At 56.0% G+C, this 20728-nt stretch carries 18 protein-coding genes, 1 tRNA gene, 1 pseudogene and 1 other annotated feature; of the genes and pseudogenes, 7 read left to right on the top strand and 13 right to left on the bottom strand.

The window, feature by feature from the left end; all coding sequences use genetic code 11:
* Positions 1-57 precede the first annotated feature (57 nt).
* Together H2O17_RS00595 and H2O17_RS00590 are read left to right on the top strand one after the other, a co-directional pair.
* Entirely contained in the window at positions 58-2460 is a 2403-nt protein-coding gene (locus tag H2O17_RS00595; RefSeq protein ID WP_182049875.1) for a hypothetical protein, read from the top strand.
* Positions 2461-2562: 102 nt separating this feature from the next.
* Positions 2563-2650, top strand: a tRNA-Ser gene (locus tag H2O17_RS00590).
* A 248-nt stretch (positions 2651-2898) separates the two neighbouring features.
* Here the strand turns inward: H2O17_RS00590 and H2O17_RS00585 are convergent.
* Both H2O17_RS00585 and H2O17_RS00580 read right to left on the bottom strand, forming a co-directional pair.
* Positions 2899-4170, bottom strand: a complete 1272-nt coding sequence (locus tag H2O17_RS00585; protein ID WP_220456730.1) for an IS3 family transposase — start codon at positions 4168-4170, stop codon at positions 2899-2901.
* Between the two features lie 230 nt (positions 4171-4400).
* Positions 4401-5597 (bottom strand): IS1249 family transposase, encoded by a 1197-nt coding sequence (locus H2O17_RS00580; RefSeq protein WP_281363054.1) that lies wholly within the window; start codon positions 5595-5597, stop codon positions 4401-4403.
* Between the two features lie 327 nt (positions 5598-5924).
* Between H2O17_RS00580 and H2O17_RS00575 the strand changes: the two genes are divergently transcribed.
* The 4 genes and pseudogenes from H2O17_RS00575 (at position 5925) to H2O17_RS11585 (ending at position 8554) form a co-directional block, all read left to right on the top strand.
* Complete coding sequence (locus H2O17_RS00575; protein WP_220456765.1) at positions 5925-7196, top strand: IS3 family transposase; 1272 nt, start codon at positions 5925-5927, stop codon at positions 7194-7196.
* A 260-nt stretch (positions 7197-7456) separates the two neighbouring features.
* Positions 7457-7843, top strand: coding sequence for a hypothetical protein (locus H2O17_RS00570; protein ID WP_182049873.1), 387 nt, complete (start codon positions 7457-7459; stop codon positions 7841-7843).
* Between the two features lie 164 nt (positions 7844-8007).
* Positions 8008-8253 (top strand): annotated as a pseudogene (locus tag H2O17_RS11770) (recombinase family protein); the annotation flags it as partial.
* Between the two features lie 28 nt (positions 8254-8281).
* Positions 8282-8554 (top strand): helix-turn-helix domain-containing protein, encoded by a 273-nt coding sequence (locus tag H2O17_RS11585; protein WP_246311268.1) that lies wholly within the window; start codon positions 8282-8284, stop codon positions 8552-8554.
* A gap of 16 nt (positions 8555-8570) precedes the next feature.
* On the opposite strand, the gene H2O17_RS00560 is transcribed toward H2O17_RS11585, so the two are convergent.
* Positions 8571-8978 carry a hypothetical protein gene (locus H2O17_RS00560; protein WP_182049872.1) on the bottom strand — a complete coding sequence of 136 codons (408 nt, stop codon included), beginning with the start codon at positions 8976-8978 and terminating at the stop codon, positions 8571-8573.
* 2 nt (positions 8979-8980) lie between these two features.
* On the bottom strand, positions 8981-9196 hold the full coding sequence (locus H2O17_RS00555) for a type II toxin-antitoxin system HicA family toxin (RefSeq protein WP_182049871.1): 216 nt from the start codon (positions 9194-9196) through the stop codon (positions 8981-8983).
* A gap of 446 nt (positions 9197-9642) precedes the next feature.
* Here H2O17_RS00555 and H2O17_RS00550 point away from each other — a divergent pair, with 446 nt between their 5' ends.
* Positions 9643-10209 carry a hypothetical protein gene (locus H2O17_RS00550; RefSeq protein ID WP_182049870.1) on the top strand — a complete coding sequence of 189 codons (567 nt, stop codon included), beginning with the start codon at positions 9643-9645 and terminating at the stop codon, positions 10207-10209.
* Positions 10210-11155: 946 nt separating this feature from the next.
* Here H2O17_RS00550 and H2O17_RS00545 read toward each other — a convergent pair.
* The 9 genes from H2O17_RS00545 to H2O17_RS00505 form a co-directional block, all read right to left on the bottom strand.
* Positions 11156-11554, bottom strand: coding sequence for a hypothetical protein (locus H2O17_RS00545; RefSeq protein ID WP_182049869.1), 399 nt, complete (start codon positions 11552-11554; stop codon positions 11156-11158).
* Positions 11555-12136: 582 nt separating this feature from the next.
* Positions 12137-13162 carry an L-idonate 5-dehydrogenase gene (locus H2O17_RS00540; RefSeq protein WP_182049868.1) on the bottom strand — a complete coding sequence of 342 codons (1026 nt, stop codon included), beginning with the start codon at positions 13160-13162 and terminating at the stop codon, positions 12137-12139.
* The gene (locus tag H2O17_RS00535; RefSeq protein WP_182049867.1) at positions 13159-13650 is read right to left on the bottom strand and encodes an MFS transporter; all 492 of its coding nucleotides are present in this window, start codon (positions 13648-13650) and stop codon (positions 13159-13161) included. The genes H2O17_RS00540 and H2O17_RS00535 overlap by 4 nt, the downstream gene beginning before the upstream one ends.
* Positions 13651-13698: 48 nt before the next feature.
* A protein-coding gene (locus H2O17_RS00530) for an IS3 family transposase (protein WP_246311266.1) occupies positions 13699-14951 on the bottom strand; the annotation gives its coding sequence in 2 pieces (ribosomal slippage) (positions 13699-14660 and positions 14660-14951; 1254 coding nt in all).
* Positions 14530-14664: a sequence feature (AL1L pseudoknot), on the bottom strand. (Overlaps the previous gene by 135 nt.)
* Positions 14952-14955: 4 nt before the next feature.
* Positions 14956-15924, bottom strand: coding sequence for an MFS transporter (locus H2O17_RS00525; protein ID WP_182049866.1), 969 nt, complete (start codon positions 15922-15924; stop codon positions 14956-14958).
* A 173-nt stretch (positions 15925-16097) separates the two neighbouring features.
* The gene (locus tag H2O17_RS00520) at positions 16098-17195 is read right to left on the bottom strand and encodes a sugar kinase (RefSeq protein ID WP_182049865.1); all 1098 of its coding nucleotides are present in this window, start codon (positions 17193-17195) and stop codon (positions 16098-16100) included.
* Entirely contained in the window at positions 17192-17851 is a 660-nt protein-coding gene (locus H2O17_RS00515) for a bifunctional 4-hydroxy-2-oxoglutarate aldolase/2-dehydro-3-deoxy-phosphogluconate aldolase (RefSeq protein WP_246311265.1), read from the bottom strand. The genes H2O17_RS00520 and H2O17_RS00515 overlap by 4 nt, the downstream gene beginning before the upstream one ends.
* Positions 17844-18923, bottom strand: a complete 1080-nt coding sequence (locus tag H2O17_RS00510; RefSeq protein ID WP_182049864.1) for a mannonate dehydratase — start codon at positions 18921-18923, stop codon at positions 17844-17846. Before H2O17_RS00510 ends, H2O17_RS00515 begins: the two co-directional genes overlap by 8 nt.
* Entirely contained in the window at positions 18920-20536 is a 1617-nt protein-coding gene (locus H2O17_RS00505; RefSeq protein WP_182049863.1) for a mannitol dehydrogenase family protein, read from the bottom strand. The genes H2O17_RS00510 and H2O17_RS00505 overlap by 4 nt, the downstream gene beginning before the upstream one ends.
* Positions 20537-20728: the final 192 nt, after the last annotated feature.

Below are 20728 nucleotides of genomic sequence, written 5' to 3'. Positions count from 1 at the left end.
GCGTAGCTCCTTAACCACACCTCTATACTTGGGACAACCAAAGGAGGTGCCACATCGATGAGCGGATTCTCGCGGCTCCTGAGTATCTGCGCCGCTCTCTTGGTGACGTGGGCAGCACTCCTAAGCACTTCCTTCACTCCCACCGCACATGCGCAAGAACAATCAGACGCGGGTGCGGACTCCGTCGTCGTCATTATGACGAGCGGGCTTGAGTGGACGCGATTCAGTGCCGAAGGGACTCCAAACCTTGCACGGCTTGCAGCCGATGGAACCATGGCCAATTTGGTACCACTCGCCACGCGTGGCGGCAGCTGCCCGGTTGACTCGTGGTTGACGATCTCGGCGGGTCGCCAGATCTCCTCTCAGTCGGTGGCGCTCGCCGCTACCACCGATCCAATCGTGCCGGAATCTGGAAGTGAAGCCACAGTAGCTCATTGCCCGGAACCTGCCGCGGCAGCAGACACACGGCTACGCAACTGGTCTGTGTATCAGGAGGCGATCTCCAACGCTTCAACGAGCGCTACGCTCGGAACCTTGGCTGGAGTGCTCGGAGAATCCGGAGTCACTACGCAAGCGATCGGAACTGGCGCGGGATACGTCATGGTCAACTCCGATGGCAGTGTTCCGGACACATACATTTCAGCACCATCCGACGACGACGCGTTGGCCGCACTCGTCTCCGAATCAGCGACGCGCTCCCAGCTGACGGTCGTTGATGCGGACAAAGATACCTATTCCTCGGATCCAGTCGAGCAATCTCTGAAAAGCATGACCGTGCCTTACGTCAATGCGGCACGGATCGAGGCCATCCTAGAACAGCTCCACAGTGGCACACGGGTGGTAGTCGCATCTCTGACGACGGTGGGAACATCTTCGGCCATGCAGCTAGCGGTGGTGGGCGATATCGGTTCCGATTCCAACTCCTCCAACTCGGCTCGGCCAGGTATCTCCACGGGACTAGCCGTTTCGGACTCGGTCAGGCAGGAGGGGGTCATTCAGGTTCCTGACTTGGCGCCCACCCTGCTCTCATGGCTCGGCGTGGACCCACCCGCGACCATGCAAGGCAGCGTGCTTCGGAGCGCAGATGTGGAGGGAACAGGTGCTTCGGTGTGCGAACCCAACTCCGTCTGTTTCACGGAACGGCTAACCAGCCTCGCTGATCAAGCTGAGCATTCTGGCCACATGAGAGCACTTCGCGGCCAGTTCTTCCAGTTCATGACGTGGAGTTCAATCGGGTTCTTCCTCATCTCGTTGGTGCTACTTGTCCAGCCCGTCTGGCTGAGACTCCAAAGCCACCTTTGGCTGGCCAAGGGGTGGTCATGGTTTGGCATGACTATTGCATCGTTGCCGCTGACCAGTTTGGTGGTGAACATGCTCAGGTGGTGGGATACAGGCTCACCGCGAGTGGCACTCATTGGTGGGGCTTGGCTGCTGGCCGGTGGAGTCGCGGTGATCGGATTGAACATCCGAAGGATTCATCCAGCCGCACCCCTTGTGCTTATTTCGGCACTAACATCTACTGCGCTCATCATCGACACTGCCACGGGTTCTCGATTCATGGCGGATTCACCGATCGGCTTCAATTTGCTCACCGCCGCTCGTTTCTATGGAGTTGGGAACGAGGCATACGCCGTCATTGGAGCCGGTTCACTCATGGCGTTGGCATTCTTGGGGATGTGGATTCGCGATCATGGCGGGCAGACTGCACTCAAGAAGTACTGCGCAGTTGCTGTTGTTGGGATTCTGGGGCTTTGCGTTGCGGCCATCGATGCCATGCCTAGTTTAGGAGCGGATTTTGGCGGCGCGCTTTCCTACTTACCCGCGCTTCTGGTCCTCATCTTCCTGATCGCCAAAGTAAGAATCTCTGTACCTCGGCTTCTCGGAATTGGCGCAGTGACCGTAGTTGGAGCAGCTGCTATCGCGGTGGCGGACTGGATGCGGCCCGCGCAAGCACGCACTCACCTTGGGCGGTTCGTTCAGTCCATCGTGGATGGCGACCTGTGGGACGTGCTGATCCGCAAGATTGAGACCAATTTGCGGCTATTAGTGGGTTCAACCCATCGCTGGGTCGTTCTGGCCGCGCTGTTGCTATTGATACTTGCCCTTCTCCAAGCGTTACGCAGTGTGCCCGCAGTTGATGCCGCTGGCGCAGCTATCGATAAGAAGTGGCGCCCCACTTGGTGGAACCGTGTTCGGATGCTGGTGGTCGGGACATGGGGTTGGCTTGGGCCGCGGCCAGGCGAACCTACCGCACCGCTAACTCAGCGCATGCCGGCGCTTCGCGCCGGGCTCATCTCCGTGGCAGTGTGCATGGCTTTGGCCTTCCTGTTGAACGACTCTGGGATAGTTTTGCCTGGCATGGCCGCAATTTTGATTGTTCCGCTACTTGTATCTCTGGTGCTGCGCGATGTGGTTCTGCGCTCTGATGCCGAGAACCCTGCGGAAGCTGATGCCAACTAGTTGGCGCTTCATCCCCCAAACGGGATGAAGCACACGCTTGATCCGACTTCGCTCCTCAGCCCAATTTCCTCTAAGATAGTGACGTTGCCGCTTAGCGGCAAAGGAAGGTTGACAGAGCGGCCGAATGTGACGGTCTTGAAAACCGTTGTACGGTAACCCCGTACCAAGGGTTCGAATCCCTTACCTTCCGCAGCGAATATCCCCAAGAGCTTGCTCTTGAGGGATAAGAGCAAGGAAAGGTCGAAGGTGCACCGCACCAAACACCTTCCGCAGACCCCGCTTCGGCGGGGTTTTTTGTTGCCCGAAAACTGTGTTTCCGCAGGTCAGAGGCCTATGGACAGTTTTGAGGGGTGACACGAAAACGTTAGCGATAGTGGCGACAATAGTGGCGACATTCGCGGGTTATAGGCCTAAATGGGGTTATAGGCCTAAAGGGGGTCAGGACTGTTTTCTGGATGGTTCTGGTTTCTCCATTTTGTCACGGTTTTCTTGGATGGTGCCTCCAAGGGATGTTTTCAAGCGCTCTGTGTTATAGAAGATAAGGTAATCATTGATTGCCGTCTCGAGCTGTGCGGCACTGGTCCAGGTGTGACCGTAGAACATTTCCGTTTTCATACGTCCGAAGAATCCTTCACAGGCCGCGTTATCGGGACTACATCCCTTCTTTCCCATCGAGCGGGTGATCCCAGCAGCCTTCGTGGTCTCGATCCATTCAGCGCTCCGGTAATGTCCACCACGATCGCTATGAATAATCAGTGGGATAGCTTCCTTATCATCACGTAAAGCGTCGTGGCGCTCGGTAGGCAAACTCGCGATCGCAGCTTCCAGCATCGACTGCGTCATCACCTTGTCCGGTCGTCGACTCGTCTGCCACGCCACCACTTTCCCATCACAGCAATCAATCATCGGGCTGAGATAGACCTTGGCGTCCGAAGCAGCAAACTCACTGACATCAGTGAGCCATAGTCTGTCAGGCTCATCAGCATGAAAATTCCTCTTGACGTGATCATCTGGGGCCGGGCTTGTCTCTCCCTCATAACTGGAATAGCGACGCTTGCGGTGAGCGTAATAAACCGGGATCTGATGTTCTTTCATCAAACGACGAACAACCTTCTCAGAAACAGTCACCCCAAGACGCTTGAGTTTGAGCCAGACCCGTGCAGAACCATACGTAAAGCCCGAATCGCCAGCAATCTTCTCAATCCTGCCAGCGAGCTCGCCATACTTGTCGGGACGTTCAAGCACACCCCGACAATAGTGGTAGCTACTGGCCGAGATCGCGCACGCCTCCAGCAGCATCACGAAAGGAAGACGAGCACGCAACCGGTCAATGATGCGTGTCTTGTTCAGGTTCGACAGTTGTCCCGGGATGACGCCCCCGTCTTTTTTTACCAGATCAAGCTCGTGTTCCAACACATGCTTTTCCACTAGAAGCCTGGCCGCCAAACGACGCAACTCGTCAGGATCATCCGGCAATGACTTCTCTAGTTGAGCTCGAGTGGCTAACCCATCAGCCTCGCGTTTCTCACGTCTAGTCATCAGGGCCCGCTCACCTTCTTGGTTCCATAGCCGCATCCACTTATACAACAGCATATGGTTAACAATGCCGAGATCCCCAGCAATGTCTTTAACTGATTGGCCAGCATTCATCCGCTCCACGGCGCTCAACTTAACAGTCCATGGATAGTGGCGGGCAGGCTGCCTCTTCACGACCGGTTTGCGACCTCGACGAGACTGATGCACCCAATCATGGAGCACATGCCGAGACGGATACCCCAACTTCCGGATCGTCTTGACATACGAACCCAACCTACGGAACGTCGCCACAGCCACACGCTTCTGCTCAGCTGAATACACAACCCTCATACAAGCCTCCCGAAAAGATACGGAAAACTGTCCAGACCCCCAAATGTGTGTAATGGCCGGGCGTGTTGTGGGTGTTATTTTGGTCGGCCGGCCCATCCTTTTCGTGTCCAGAGTCCTTCTTCGGCGGTTAGCGCGGTGCCGTAGCGTTCGGGTCCATCGGGTTTGTCTGGTGGTGGTGTTTTCTTGGCTGGGATGAGTCCTCGGGTGGGTTCTCCGGCGTGCCTCCAGTGGGTGAGGATGTGTTGTGCTGGCTGTGGAAACTCACTGTGGGTGTAGCAGAGCCAGTCGATCATGGCGATCATGGCGATCATGGCGATCATGGCGATCATGTGGGACTCGGTCATGCCACGGTGGTAGTCAAGGGATAGACGGATGCGGCGGTTGAAAGATTCGATCGGGTGCGTGGTCCGCTCCCGTGCTGGATCGAAATCGAGAAATGCGAACAGGTGGCTCTTGGCGTGTAAGGATGCTAGACGGCGGTAGACCTTGCGGTCGCGTTCGTGGGTGTACCACCAGGTCCGGCCTTCGCGGCGTTGGTGGGCAGGAACGTCTTTCGCCCAGGTACGTTCTGTGAGGTAGGCACCGTATTCGGTGTTGATCTCGATCAGGAGTTTCACCCAGGTGGCTGCTTCGTCTTTGGTGGAGACCTTCAACAAACGCTGTGACAATGCGAAGAGAGCTTTCCCAGCGGCCGTGTTCGGTGTACTGGTCAGGTCACGGAGGTTGTTGCGGTGAACGTGGATGAGGCAGCGCTGGACAGCCAGGTTGGGCCATGAGGCTTTGAGTGCTTTGGCGGCTCCGCCGTGCCCGTCGGTGGTGACAAGATCCGGGCCCGGGATCTTGGCTAGGAGAGCCGTATAGGCGGAGGCATTTTCCCGGTGGCACCACTGGCGGGCGAGGACATGGTGACCATTGTGTGCGATGAGGAGGCACCCGTTGTAGGGCAGGTAGATCCCGTCAATGAACACCTGATCATAGACCTCGCCAGTGATCTGGATTGGTGGTGTGGGAATGGTCCAGCACCAGGCCCACTGGCGTCGAAGTCCGCGTCCGGTGTTGCCGGAGATCTCGGTCTGGGAGAGCTTGCCAAGGAGGTAAGACAGGAAGACTGTAAAGGTTGCTAACACGGCCTGATCAGTGCGTGGGGCTGTGCTACTGGCACGAGACGAGGTGCATTTCCAGCGTTGGGAACCAGCAGCTGTCTTCCCTGATGTGATCATCGGATCGGAGCAGATAGGACACCGGCGGGCACGTGTAGATCGTTTTCTCACAGATACCACGTCAACCAGTACCTGCGAACCAGCTTGTCAACAACCTTCCGTCTTTATGCCCCCAACACCATAAACACCACGACTTTCCCGCGAGCTAGCAACCAAAAGCCCGAACATAAACACCACGTTTGGGGGTCTGGACTGTTTTCCGTATCTTTTCGGGAGGCTTGTATGAGGGTTGTGTATTCAGCTGAGCAGAAGCGTGTGGCTGTGGCGACGTTCCGTAGGTTGGGTTCGTATGTCAAGACGATCCGGAAGTTGGGGTATCCGTCTCGTCATGTGCTCCATGATTGGGTGCATCAGTCTCGTCGAGGTCGCAAACCGGTCGTGAAGAGGCAGCCTGCCCGCCACTATCCATGGACTGTTAAGTTGAGCGCCGTGGAGCGGATGAATGCTGGCCAATCAGTTAAAGACATTGCTGGGGATCTCGGCATTGTTAACCATATGCTGTTGTATAAGTGGATGCGGCTATGGAACCAAGAAGGTGAGCGGGCCCTGATGACTAGACGTGAGAAACGCGAGGCTGATGGGTTAGCCACTCGAGCTCAACTAGAGAAGTCATTGCCGGATGATCCTGACGAGTTGCGTCGTTTGGCGGCCAGGCTTCTAGTGGAAAAGCATGTGTTGGAACACGAGCTTGATCTGGTAAAAAAAGACGGGGGCGTCATCCCGGGACAACTGTCGAACCTGAACAAGACACGCATCATTGACCGGTTGCGTGCTCGTCTTCCTTTCGTGATGCTGCTGGAGGCGTGCGCGATCTCGGCCAGTAGCTACCACTATTGTCGGGGTGTGCTTGAACGTCCCGACAAGTATGGCGAGCTCGCTGGCAGGATTGAGAAGATTGCTGGCGATTCGGGCTTTACGTATGGTTCTGCACGGGTCTGGCTCAAACTCAAGCGTCTTGGGGTGACTGTTTCTGAGAAGGTTGTTCGTCGCTTGATGAAAGAACATCAGATCCCGGTTTATTACGCTCACCGCAAGCGTCGCTATTCCAGTTATGAGGGAGAGACAAGCCCGGCCCCAGATGATCACGTCAAGAGGAATTTTCATGCTGATGAGCCTGACAGACTATGGCTCACTGATGTCAGTGAGTTTGCTGCTTCGGACGCCAAGGTCTATCTCAGCCCGATGATTGATTGCTGTGATGGGAAAGTGGTGGCGTGGCAGACGAGTCGACGACCGGACAAGGTGATGACGCAGTCGATGCTGGAAGCTGCGATCGCGAGTTTGCCTACCGAGCGCCACGACGCTTTACGTGATGATAAGGAAGCTATCCCACTGATTATTCATAGCGATCGTGGTGGACATTACCGGAGCGCTGAATGGATCGAGACCACGAAGGCTGCTGGGATCACCCGCTCGATGGGAAGGAAGGGATGTAGTCCCGATAACGCGGCCTGTGAAGGATTCTTCGGACGTATGAAAACGGAAATGTTCTACGGTCACACCTGGACCAGTGCCGCACAGCTCGAGACGGCAATCAATGATTACCTTATCTTCTATAACACAGAGCGCTTGAAAACATCCCTTGGAGGCACCATCCAAGAAAACCGTGACAAAATGGAGAAACCAGAACCATCCAGAAAACAGTCCTGACCCCCTTTTGGCCTATAACCCTCACACGCGAAGGCGACACCATCAGCGTAGCCGGCACCTATCCCTACACCGAAGACGGCCGCCTCCCCATCCTCGCCTACAACCTCATCAACCCAGTCCCCGTCACCGGAACATTCGACGCCTGCTGGCTAGAGATCTGGCCCGAATCTCAAACCTTCGACACCCTACTCACCTACCCACTCGACGACGACGCCACACCAGAGAACACCACGGTAAAGGTCCAACAACTCAACTCCTCCATGGGAACCAGTTTCACCACCCGCACAACCATCCCTACCTGGATCTATCTGGCAGCCAGTATCCTCATCGGCGGAGTCCTCGGCATAGCCCTCACCCGAACCCGCCGCCTCGAACTAGCAGGCACACTCCACGCCGGCATCGACAAAGCATCCCTTTGCCTCCAAACCCTCACCAAATACCTCATCTGGTCCCTCCCCACACTCGCCCTTCTCTGCGCAGGAATCCTCTACCTTGCCACTGCAAACAACCCTGACCCGCCCACACCAGCCTTCCTCACTGGAGCCAAAACACTACTCACAGCTTGGACAACCGCACTCGCCACAACAATCCTCACCACAACCACAATCAACGAAAACCAACTCTTCACCTATTTCAAGAACAGCTAACCACCACCCACAACAGGAAGCCCACAGCCCGGTAGACGTCACAAGCCACAATGGAACGTTTTCGCACACCCTGACCAGGTGGGCCTGGAAGGTGCGACGCGCCGTGTCACAACCCCTGTGCGAAAGTCCCGAGGAGTCAGGATCTCTCTGTTAGGTTGTGTCCCATGGGGATGACCGGATGCGCCAGGGTGAGCACAGACATTCAAGATGAGGCCAGCCAGCTCGAGCTGCTGGGTGCGGCTGGATGCGACGTGTTCTACGTCGATCACGCCTCCGGCAAGGACATGGATCGTCCCGAGTGGCAGAACTGTCTGAAGTCCCTCCACCGGGGCGACACTCTGGTGATCGTCCGCTTGGATCGGCTAGGCCGATCCTTGGTCGATCTCATCCAGACGATAGAAACGCTCGGGGAGCGCGGTGTTCAGCTGCGTTCCTTGAGTGAAGCTATCGACACTACGACGCCTGCCGGGGGCGTTGATGTTCCAGATCGCTGGGGCATTTGCCCAATACGAGCGATCCCTGATTCAAGCGCGTACTCGGGAAGGCATGGCCGCCGCCCGTGCACGCGGCGCACACATCGGCCGCCCCCACGCCCTCACCACAGAACAAGTCACCCAAGCACAAAGAATGAGGGCCACCGGCGAACCCGTGGCCCTCATCGCGCGAGTTCTAGGCGTCTCACGTAAAACCATCTACCGCGCCACCGCGTGACAGTCTCCTACTAGACTCAAGCACTCTTTCTAATCTGATTGACTCGTTGCTGTGTTACTCCGAAAGCCTTTCCTACTGCGGCCTCGGTGTATCCCGCGCTCCGTAGGGCGTGGACAGCTCCTCTCTTCAGCTTCGCAGCGTGTTGTAGTTCGCGCTGTCCTATTTCTTCAGCTCGTGCCCCTTCTTGCCACATCTTGATGATGTCATTGGGGACGGTGACGTGGACTGTGACGTCAATGTCAGCTAGAGGCTCGTTTGTCCACACACTAATGAGGTCTCGTGCAGCTCCTTCGACTGCACTCCAGGATGTGGCCAGGCCCGTTGCTATCGTCTCGTGCCCGCCAGGTGCGGGAGACGTGAGGGAGGGAACCTCGATAGTCCACACCTTGTCGGTGTCGATGTATGCGTTCACGTCATAGTTCATGGTCAATTCCATCCTTTCGCTACCTCGTCGTCTGGGAACTGTGCTTGGATCTGTCGAACGATTCCCGCCGATACAACTCCTTGGTGCGCAGCCACTGTTACTTTCGCCAGCCCATCACCCGATACCCACACTTCATGGCTGCCACGGGTCCGTACCTTCACCCATCCGTGTTTCGTGAGAAAACGATGAACATCTCGATACTTCTGTGGCCTCGTCATAGAATGATACTACCCCCACTTGTTTCGTAAAACAAGTGGGGGTTGTTATCTGTGGTGGCGAAATGCCGTTCTGCAACCGCTAGCTATTTGGCTATTCACTGCTCCGGTTGCACATGACCGTCGAAGCGGCTTGTCCTTCCTGCGACACGGGTAAGCAGTTCACGACTCGCGTTACGCGCCTTTTCATCCACGATGATGCCCCCTGGCGAGCCGGAGGAAGGAATCATCACTTTCAGCCCAATCGGCCATAACATCCCAGTCCACTTGATTTGTAGCCACGTCCCCCATCCTTTGCCACGTTGTAACGCGAGGTTCCGTGCAATGGAAGATAAATGGTGTTTCCAGGTTCCATTCTCCCAATATTGGTGTTGAAGCATCCCTACGGTGGTGGCGTGTAACGTACAGCACATGTCAATTAGGGCATTGTTTCAAGCGCAAGCAAGAATATGAAAACACGCAACTTGATTTTTGCCATATTTGCATCTGTGTCTCTCGCCTTATCAAGCACAGCTGTCGCTAGCGCCGATCAAATAGATAGTGGTCATGAACAAGGTGATCAAATTGTCTATGGAGGCACAACACAGAGCACCGATCCAAGCAGAAGTGATTATGTTGCTCTGCAAGGTGAACCATCAATTGGCACAAGATCCGCTTGGGGGCACCAAGCCATAGGTGGATTTACCTTCGGTTTCAAAGGTCTTTCAATTCAGATTCCATCTGGCACACTTGCTCACGACATTCAAGGATCTGGAACTCGTATCACCGAGGAAGCTGCGCAATATCTTCTCATTGCTTCAGCAAATCTATGCAATTACCGAACTGATTCTCAAAATCGAAACGACAACACTATCTACACAACTTGGAAAGGAACCACCCAGTATGAGTGCGTATTTCGCACATCTGCCATCCGTCACATAACATCACCATTTACGGTGAAGAAAGGCCAGCAGTGTGCTCGCCTTTACGTCGGAGGAACATTCTGCGGCGAGCAATGCCACAACATCAACCAGTAGTCTGATGCATAGGTCTTCTCAAAGTTACGGTACTGGGGCTGTTCCACTGCTGCTGGTCACGCACGTTTCTCGGGGCTTGAGGAGATCCGTCAACCTAACGGTGTAACTGGGTTGGGTTGTCATGCTGCTCTCGGACTGCTAAAACGGCCGCCGATTCGGGTGTCGGATGCGTTGAGAACTTTCTTCCATCGCTGGGTCTAGGTCCACCATGAAAGCGCTCGAGCGCTTTCATGGTGGACACGATCCGGTGGATCTCGCGGCTGAAGCCGAGGAACGAGACACGCTCACTTCACGCGTTCTCCCGCAGCTTGACCACCAGTGGTTGGCTTTTCATCCTCGAGGTGATGGATTACCCCCGATAGGGGTCAAGAAAGTGTCCTTGTCGGCACACAGTTACAGCGCGTCTAATGTTTGTGTCTATTCTCCGTGACCAGTTTAGGGAAACAGAACAAGTGAGATGACACGTGTCATGATCACTGCGAAACCGAGAAGTGAAAGCACTGAGAGGATGATTCCAATGTACGTGAGTCCCTTTGTGTTGGAACTGTCGCGGATCTCTTTATTGGCGAACCAGAGAGATAGTAAGGCCGGAAAGAGAACGTAAAAAAAGGGGACACTCAATAGACCCCATGCGAAACTGGCCCATGCTGAATGACGAACCCTTGGATACGAGACGGTGGATGTGAGCTCCTGCATGTCTTTTCCTCTTTCGAGCACGGTGTCTATAAGACGGACTTGTCTCTGTCGATACATTGAACCTCGTTTTTAGAGTACCAAGAGAGATGGCTTGAGAGTTGAGCTTTCGGCATATCTGAACTAGTTCTACTGGCAAACACTGAAAGTACCGGGTTGATCCCAAGCAGACATCACTTGAACCGCTCACTCCGTGGCAACATGCAGTTTGGAACCATAAGCAACATCCGATCACGGTTTGTTGGTTGTGCGGTTAACAGCGTGTGTGGTTGGTGCGCAGTGAGTTTGTTTCGTCGTCGGGCAGGTACCGCGCCCCGCCTCGCAGTTCGTAGGCATGCTCGATCAGTTCCGGGCGCGCAGGTAGAGGAAAGACGTTGATAAGCGTCCCGTAGGGGCGTCCGAGAGCTGTTTCGTCTGCGGTCACGCGTTTTTGGGATCGTTTGAAGGTTTCCTTGATGACGCCAAGAACGTCACCGTCTGCGGTACGGATGAGAGCGAAGCGCCCGCAATGGTTCTTGAGTGGGTTTCGGGAGCTGATAGGTTCAGCTAACTTCCACCAATGCAGCGTCGGGAGAACCGAAAAGTCACTGTGTCCAGGCTTCTTCTCCAACTCAAATCCGGCAGCCATCGTGAACATGCGGGTCTTCTTCATTGCCACAGTCTGAATTCTTCTTCCATTGACCACCTACGTACCCCAGTGTGTAGTTCATCCGCGCCACGGCCGTGGCCGTGAGTGCGGGAGGGGTGGGTCCAGGGCGGACACCGTCCTGGCAGGCGAGTGGGGACAGAGTCCCCACAATCTCGGCCTGATAGCGTCTGCCCACTTTTCCACAGCTCAACTGTCGCCTACCACTGGTATATACACTTGCCACACCCCGATCATCAACGCTTTGTAAGCGAAACCCGGTGTTCGCGCGCCCAAGCCGTGCTCGACGTCGTTCGCGATGAGGACACGATGGCAACGCATCACGTGTCGGAAAGCTGTTCAAGTCAATCTGCGGCCCCCATGGAAATGTTCTGAAGTTGAGGCCTCCGCTCGTGTTCTCAGAAACCGACCTCGAGTGGTTCCTTACGTCCTTCGATCGTTCGCTGAACGCTCTACGCGTGTAAGTACGCCATAGGAGTTGGATGCACTGAAGGGGTAGGACCAGCTCACAGCTGGTCCTACCCCTTCAGTATTGTGCTGACTCCCTGCTTGTTCCTTTTACGGGGAGTCAAGCATCATGTTCCAAGTTCAGGAGAGCTTCAGCATGACCTTTGACGAACCGGTGGAACGGTCCGCCGCGGTTTGGAAAGCTTCCAGTGCATCATCGATGCCGAACGTGTGAGTCAAGAGAGGCTCCACATTCAGACCGTTCGCCATGGCTGCGACGGCGTCGGTGATCTCATCAATGAAGCGATAGGAACCGACGTACTCGATCTCGCGAGTCACTAGCTGGCCCAATGCGACCGGAACCTCACCTGCTGGCAAATTGCCCACTTGGACAAACCTGCCACCACGTTGAACTGCGAGGAACACATCGCCAAGGGCGCGGGAAGCCCCAGAGGCATCAAATGCCACCTCTACGTCCTGTGGCAGATCCTCACCCTTGGAGCGATCTATTACGTGATCAGCGCCCATGGCTTTCGCCACTGCAAGTGCCTTATCGCTCAGGTCAGAGACGTAAACCTCAGATGCACCTGCATACTTTGCGGCTGCAACGACAAGTGCTCCAATCGGACCAGCACCATTCACCAAAACGCGCTTACCAGCGAGATCGCCTGCACGGTTAACTGCATGCATCGCAACACCGAGAGGTTCAGCCACGGCACCCTCGCGGGTGGAAAGGTTTTCCGGCAGAATACGAATCTGATCAGCGCGGCACAGGCGGTACGCGGAGAAACCACCCTGCTCGTGCGGCATAAACGCGGCCGAGCCGAAATAGCGGCACTCGGGCCACAGGTTGTCGCGGCCCTTGATGGACTCTGGCATCGTGTGATCGCCAACCAGTGTTGCTGGGTGAATGGTCACTGCCTGACCTATTTCTAAGCCCTCGACACCCTCGCCAATCTGGTCGATGCGTCCGGCCACTTCATGGCCGAGTACCAAAGGCTCTTTCAGGACGGCAGTCCCGGACGTTCCCGTCTTCCAGTACGCGATATCCGATCCACAAATGCCACCCCACTCCATAGCTACGCGGACCTCGCCTGGACCAGGTGTCAGATCAGCAATCTCTTCAACGCGCAGGTCATCAGCACCTGCAACAACTACTGCTTTCACATTGCATCCTTAGGATCTGTGAGGTCGCGCCCTGCGACCTCGGGCATAAAGAATGTGGTGATCAACGGAGCGCCCGTGTATACAAACATGAGGATGGCCAAAGGAATCCACGAACCACTGAAAAGCGTGACCAAGCTGGCCGCGATAAACGGGCCGAAGCCTGCTGTCACCATGTTTGGAATCTCCTTGGAAAGCGCCAAAGCCTCGTAGCGCCTCTTGGATCCGAACAGCTCCGCCATGGTGATGTTCTCCAACGAGAAGAGGGAGAGCACTGTGATGTTGTGTAGCACGATGTAGGCGATGTAGAACATGAGCGCCGGGCGATCGAAATACTGCGTGGTGACGCCGTCCACCACAGCCTCCGTGGTGTGGGTACCCATGGAGTTCACCAAGAAGTACAAGCACGGAATGATGATGATAATGCCAATGCTGGTAACGGCACGGTAGATCGTGCGGCGGCCGTATCGGTCACCCAGCCAACCAATCAAAGGAACGGTGAGGAAGCTGAAGCGCCCTGGGTTTAGTGGAGACTCAGCTCATTTGATTTCAACCAGTTCTTGGGCGCTGGTAACCCCAGCATAGAACGATTCCTCGAACTCCGTTGGAGGCACATCACCGAGGTAGCCATGGAGTCGTTTCGTGTTGTGCCAGTGCACCCACCCCAGCGTCGCGAGCTCGAGGTCATCGACCGTTTTCCACGGCCCCGGTTTCGCGGGCCCGCGCACAAGCTCAGCCTTGTAATAGCCGTTCACTGTCTCAGCGAGCGCGTTATCGTAGCTGTCGCCAACGGTCCCGATCGAGGGCGTCGCCCCGATCTCGGCGAGGCGTTCCCCATAGCGAATGGACGTGAATTGACTGCCCGCGTCGCTGTGACAACGCAGCTCGGGAAGATGCCTGCCGCGTGACCAGCGGGCCATTTCAATCGCATCGAGCACCGTCTCGGTCTTCATGTTCGATGCACATCGCCAGCCCACAATCATGCGGCTGAACGCGTCGATGATGAAGCACACGTAAGCGATGCCCTGCCAGGTGGGCACGAACGTCAGATCTGTCACCCACAGCTGATTCGGCGCATCTGCATTGAAGACGCGGTTCACGAGATCGGGATGCCTCGGCATCTTCGGATCAGGCTTCGTCGTCTTGACCCGTTTCTCGCGCCGTACCCCTTCAATCTGAAGGATTTTCATCAGTCTCGCGACTTGGTCACGACCGATATCGATACCCGATCGCTGGGCTGCTTTCCAGAGCTTACGCACCCCATAGACCGAGTAGTTTGACTCCCAGAGCTCGAGCAACCGTGGCGCGACCTCCGCGTCCCGAATTTGCCGGGCTGATGCCGGCCTGCCGTTCGCGGCGTAATACGTAGACGGGGCCACCTGCAATACCTTGCAGATGCGCTCGACCCCGAGCCTGCGTCCAGCAACAATATCGTCCTTGTTCGCGTTGATGAATGCCACTACATCTTGTGTTGGCGGTCGAGCTCCGCCCCGAAGAAAGACGCGGCCCGCTTCAAGATTTCATTCGCGCGCTTGAGCTCGCGCACCTCTTGTTCAAGCTCACGCATCCGAGCCTGCTCGTCGGTCGTGACCCCGGCTTTCACGCCGTCATCGATATCAGCCTGGCGCACCCAGGCCCGCACCGACTCAACCCCGTAACCGAGCTGCTCGGCCACGCGCGAGGTCGTTCCTTGGCTCGTACCGAGCTCGACGCGAAGTGTGCGCACCATCCGGACCGCAGCAGCTTTCTCTTCAGCCGAGTAGCGGCGTCCCTTGTTCTTGTGTTGGGCCATGAATCTATTCTCCATCCGTAACTCTGGAGCCTCCAACAAACCCAGGTCGTATCAAGCCAACCAGTGAAGAAAGGACTGTAATTGACGAAGCAACGGACTTCGAGAAGAACAGGTTCACGGACAGGAAGGAGATGAGGTAAGTCTGAACCATGCCAGAGTTGCCGGACTGACCAAAACGAAGGAAGAACGCTGCGGCGAAAGCCTTCGGCGAGATCTTCTGCTTAGCTGGCTTCGTGACGACGGAACGCTGCGAAAGAGGAACATCGTAGGCCTCAACGATCTCTTCTTGAGTCGCTTCGAAGACCGGGGTCTCCTTGAGGTGCAAACGGATGAAGATTGCGAAAGCCATGATGATGATTGAACCGAGGAACGGAATACGCCATCCCCAAGAAAGCAGTGTTTCATCGGACATGACTGCGGTGAGTATTGCCCAGACTAGGCCCGCAAAGAGAGTGCCAGAGTTGGTTCCCAGCGCGACGAGGGATGAGATTATGCCGCGACGGTCCTTGGGGGCATACTCGGCAAGCATCACTGCAGCGCCAGAAATCTCTGCACCTGCACCAAAGCCTTGGATCAAGCGGAGAACCACCAGCAGCGCCGGAGCGATCCAACCAACCTGATGGAACGTCGGCAGAGCGCCAATGAGTGTTGTGGAAACGCCCATCATTGTGATGGTAATGAACAGGACCTTCTTGCGTCCCACGCGGTCGCCCATACGGCCGAAGTACCAAGCGCCAATTGGCCGAGCGATATAGCCAACGCCGTAGATTGCCATCGCGGACATAACCGCGACTCCCGGACTTTCCGAACTGAAGAACAGATCGGAGAAAACGAGTGCGGCGGCGAGTGAGTACAGCTGGAAGTCCATGAACTCCAACGCTGTGCCGAGCCACCCTGACATTGCCGCCTTGACTAGATCGCCCGTAGTGCGTTCAGCAAGATTCGGCTTCTTTTCGATAGTCGTCTCTGACATATGGATTTTCCTTGGGTTGTTTCTGGGCGCAAAGATGCCTTCATCGGCTACCAAACGAGTTCCCAGAAGAGAATGGGTCACGCATGAATGCGTGAAAGAAGAAATGTGGTTCCGTGTGCGGCGTGGCGCAACCCCCGTCATGCCACACCGCACGAGAACCTACATTGCTAGATTTATCGCTTCACTCGAGCGCTGCCACCACCGACAAGGCGCTCTACTTCATCAAGGTTTGCCATCGAGGTATCGCCCGGCGTAGTCATGGCAAGTGCTCCATGGGCTGCGCCGTAGTTGACTGCTTTCTCGATGTTTCCGTATTCGAGGATTCCGTATGCCAAACCAGAGGCAAAAGAATCTCCGCCGCCAACACGGTCAAGGATCTCCAAACCATTGCGCTGAGTAGCCTGGGCAAATCCCTGCCCACGCATCCAAGCGATGGCACCCAGGTCATTGACGGTCGCGGTGCGCACCTGGCGCAGCGTCGTGCCAATTACCTCGAAGTTGGTGTATTCAGCGGAAACCTTCTCGATCATCTTCTTGAAGGAATCGATGGGCAGAACGGTCAGATTCTCGTCAGTTCCTTCGACTTCAAATCCGAGCGAGGCCGTAAAGTCCTCTTCGTTCCCGATCATCACATCCACGTACTGAGCTAGCTCGCGGTTGACTTCCTGTGCCCGCTTCTGGCCACCGATGCCAGCCCACAGGGACGGGCGGTAGTTGAGGTCGTAGGAAACGACCGTGCCGTGACGATGTGCCGCCTCCATGGCTGCCTTCGCCACCGCAGCCGCGTTCTCTGAGAGAGCTGCGAAGATACCACCCGTGTGCAACCACCGGACTCCTTGGCCGAAGAGTGCGTCCCAATCGATATCATCAGGCTGCATCTGAGCGATTGCAGTGTTTCCCCGATCAGAGGAACCGACCGCGCCGCGAACACCAAATCCACGCTCAGTGAAGTTGAGACCATTGCGTACAGATCGGCCGACGCCGTCGGATTCAACCCACTTGACCCACGAAGTATCGAGTCCCGAAGTCAACATGAGATCCTCGAGGAGGCGTCCGACCTCATCATTTACAAGCGCTGTAACAATCGCTCCACGCTTGCCGAAGCAACGGCGCAAACCGCGGGCGACATTGTATTCGCCACCACCTTCACTTGCTCGGAACGAGCGAGCAGTGCGGATGCGGCCTTCACCCGGATCCAGACGAAGCATAACTTCGCCTAAGGAAACGATGTCGTAACGGCATTCCTCTGCGGGCTTGATTTTCAGAGTCACTTACGAGCCTTCTCGACCAGAGCCACTGCTTCGGTTGAGAGCTTCGTAATCTGATCCCAGCGCTGGTTGGCGACGTCGTCGCGCGAAATCATCCATGAACCACCTACGGAAGCGATCGCCGGATTGGTGATCCACTCAGCGATATTCTTGGTTCCAATTCCGCCTGTCGCAACAAACTTGACCTGAGGGAACGGCGCTGAAAGCGCCTTAACTACCGGCAGACCGCCAGAAGCTACTGCAGGGAAGAACTTGAGCGTCTCAAATCCATAATCGAGTGCCGCAGTAATCTCCGAGGCAGTCACAGTACCCGGCATGTATGGGATTGACTCATCGCTAGCGAACTGCGCAACAGCCGCGGAGAAGCCGGGTGATACGAGGAAGGTCGCACCAGCATCCAACGCGCGGCGAGCCTGCTCAACGTTAACCACAGTTCCGGCACCCACGGTGAGCCCCTCAACGGCAACCATCTCTTTGATAACCTCGGCAGCGGCCGCAGTGCGGAAAGTCAACTCAGCGCAAGCGATTCCGCCGGCGAGAAGTGCCTTGCCCGCCTCAACAGCATGTGCTGGATCGTCAATGACCACAACGGGAATGATTGGATTTGCCGCACACAGATTGCGTGCTTCAGCATGAATATCGGTAGTCACTTCAGCCACGCGCCTTTACCTTCTCAATTGCCTCGTAGAGGCCGTTGAGGTAGACCGCCCCAAGTGCACGATCGTAGAGCGGGTAGCCAGCGCGGCCGGTTTCGCCCCAGATCATGCGGCCATGGTCGGGACGCACGTAGACATCTGGGCACGTGTCATGGATTGCTTCCATGATGGCTTCCATGTCTAGGTCGCCTTCACGTGACAGGTGGGGAGCTTCCTTGAAGTGCTTTTCGCCAAGGTACTTGACGTTGCGTACATGGGCGGCAGCAATTCGATTGCGTTCGCCGAACTCGCGGAAAATGGCTGGAACGTCATTGGCCGGGTTGGATCCAAGGGATCCAGAGCACACGCACAGTGAGTTTGATGGTGAGTCGACGAGATTCACGATCTTGTCGAGATCATCTCGACTGTTGCAGATTCGCGGAATGCCGAAGAGCTCCCAGGCAGGATCATCGGGGTGGACGGCCATGCGAATGCCCACCTTTTCACACGTGGGAATGATGCCTTCGAGGAAGTACTTGTAGTTCTCGCGAAGCTGGTTGGCATCGATGCCTTCGTAGGCCTCAAGAACTTCGGAGAGCTGGGAAAGACGCTCTGGTTCCCAGCCTGGCAGAGTGAAGCCCTGGGAATCGGCGGCAGTGCGCTCGACGATCTCCATCGGGGTCATGCCTTCGACGTCTGCATGGTTGTAGTACAGGCAGGTCGAACCGTCTTCGTTCTCGTGGTACAGCTCCGTGCGCAGCCAATCGAAGACCGGCATGAAGTTGTAGATGACAACCTTGATGCCGTACTTGGCCAAGTTCTCCAGAGTCTGGCAGTAGTTCTTAATGTACTGATCGCGAGTTGGGCGGCCAAGCTTAATGTCCTCGTGGACATTAACGGACTCAATGATCTCGCATTCGAGGCCAGCAGCGTTGACCTGGTCAATGAGTGCCTTGATGTCCTCTTCTGACCACACTTCACCGGCAGCGTACTGATCGAGCACACCCATGATTCCGGTCATGCCGGGGATCTGACGGATGTACTGCAACGGGATCGGATCAAATCCTTCGCCATACCAGCGGAAGGTCATCTTCATTTGATGTTCATCTCCTTGTTGAGGGTGTCACGCACGGCGCCTGGTCCGGCGATAAGACGCGGGAAGAATGCTTCGACCTTCGCGGCAAGCGGAGTCTCATAGAGGTTCACCGCGAAAATCGTGGAGTTGGAAAGGATGGGCTGGAGAGTCTCGTGAACGGCTTCTGATGTCAGCTCATCGCCAAGCTTGATTCCAGCCACATGTGCCTGCAGCTCCTCAAGCAACGGATCCGAAGAAGGCGTGAACGCGGCGCCGTCGTCGGCAATACCCATGAGGTAACGGCACCAGATCGCAAAGACCAGTGGCATTGCCTCAAGAGAATCGAGGTCAAGTCCACGTTCGATGTATGCCTTGATGGTCTCGCCAAACCTGATAGGGAGCTTCTGTGACGTATCCATTGCGATTCGGGCCGGATCGTCAGGCAGGAACGGGTTGGGGAAACGAACTTCGAGTACTTCACGAAGGAAGTCGCTTGGTGCCACAATCCCGGGGTCGACGACGACGGGAAGGCCTTCGTCCCACCCCAAGCGGTTGACCAAGGCGGCAAGCGCGGGATCCCGCATTTCGGAATCGATGGTGGGGAACCGGAGCAGGCAGCCAGAGACCGCCAACGCCGTATGAAGCGGATTGAGGCAGGTGGTGAACTTCATATGTTCAAAATCGTCACACACCTTGCGGCTGGCAATGAGCACGCCGAAATCCTCAAATGGTGGGCGTTCGCCAGCGAAGGCATCCTCCACGATCAGGTACTCAGTTGGTTCTGAGTTCACAAAGCCCGCCAGTGGAGTGCGCCCTAGCACTTGCAGGGCCATATCTTCGAAACCGAGTTTGGCCAGATCCTCTGCCACAGATTCGTTGGGGCGTGGGGTGATCTTGTCGATCACGGAGATGGGGAATGCGACTTGTGAGCCATCCTTGACCCATGCGACGAACTCATCCGAAACGCTTCCGGATTCATTCCAACCCTCAACGATGGTGAGGACGGAATCACGAAGCTTGTCTCCGTTGTTGCTGAAGTTGTCGCAACTCATAAACGTGATGGGGGCGGCGCCGGCTTCAAAGCGGTGGACCAGCAGGCCCGCGACCAATCCCATCGTATGAGGCTGGTACGCGTGTGGATCGGATGCGATGGCATCTACGACGGCACTCTGAAGATTGCTCGCAGAATCACGGATGGCATAACCCTTCTCCGTAATCGTGAAGCTCATGAGGCTGACCTGCGGCTGCTTGATAATCTCAATTAGGCGAGCAAAGTCATCTTCACGGCGTGTGGCAAGTCCTTCGGACATGCCTGCGATGACGTCCAGACCACGTGTGCCGTCCTCGCGTAGAGTTACACCGAGCGTCATGAGATCGTGCGCTGCGAGCTGAGTATCAAGCTCCTTCGGATCCATGGGCACCACGGCCGTAATTGGCCACTGGTGGCCGGCTGCAATCATTTCAGCCGCTACGCGCGCGATGAACACACGAAAGATGTTTCCCGGGCCGACGTGGATCCAACACGGAGTCTCACGGCCAGATTCCTGCATCTGCTGTACATCAAACTCTGGAAGAGTGACACCAGCACGCGCAAAGTCTTCGCGCTGCGCCAAACCTGCAATATCAAGTCTCATTAGGTCCCCATCGAGCCAATAGCCACGTCATGTTTCATTATGCGAAACGCACGTTTTGTCCTGTGACACACAACTACCCGATAGAACGCGTGCTCGTATACCCAAAATCGAATTGAGTGACAAATCACCCCTTCACCCACGCGTGTCATCCACCATCAACCACCGACATGATCTGACATTCGATGTGACCCC

Origin of the sequence: Changpingibacter yushuensis (assembly GCF_014041995.1) — a bacterium.
GTDB classification, from domain to species: Bacteria; Actinomycetota; Actinomycetes; order Actinomycetales; family Actinomycetaceae; genus Changpingibacter; species Changpingibacter yushuensis.
The sequence above is the reverse complement of the archived record's forward strand: the minus strand, read 5'-3'. Positions and strand labels throughout refer to the sequence as shown.

Excerpts from the sequence above, each read along its gene's own strand:
- H2O17_RS00570 (WP_182049873.1), top strand. The coding sequence starts at position 7,457 with ATGGGAACCAGTTTCACCACCCGCACAACCATCCCTACCTGGATCTAT.
- H2O17_RS00555 (WP_182049871.1), bottom strand. The coding sequence starts at position 9,196 with ATGACGAGGCCACAGAAGTATCGAGATGTTCATCGTTTTCTCACGAAA.
- H2O17_RS00550 (WP_182049870.1), top strand. The coding sequence starts at position 9,643 with ATGAAAACACGCAACTTGATTTTTGCCATATTTGCATCTGTGTCTCTC.
- H2O17_RS00505 (WP_182049863.1), bottom strand. The coding sequence starts at position 20,536 with ATGAGACTTGATATTGCAGGTTTGGCGCAGCGCGAAGACTTTGCGCGT.
- H2O17_RS00510 (WP_182049864.1), bottom strand. The coding sequence starts at position 18,923 with ATGAAGATGACCTTCCGCTGGTATGGCGAAGGATTTGATCCGATCCCG.
- H2O17_RS00525 (WP_182049866.1), bottom strand. The coding sequence starts at position 15,924 with ATGTCAGAGACGACTATCGAAAAGAAGCCGAATCTTGCTGAACGCACT.
- H2O17_RS00560 (WP_182049872.1), bottom strand. The coding sequence starts at position 8,978 with ATGAACTATGACGTGAACGCATACATCGACACCGACAAGGTGTGGACT.
- H2O17_RS00595 (WP_182049875.1), top strand. The coding sequence starts at position 58 with ATGAGCGGATTCTCGCGGCTCCTGAGTATCTGCGCCGCTCTCTTGGTG.
- H2O17_RS00545 (WP_182049869.1), bottom strand. The coding sequence starts at position 11,554 with ATGAAGAAGACCCGCATGTTCACGATGGCTGCCGGATTTGAGTTGGAG.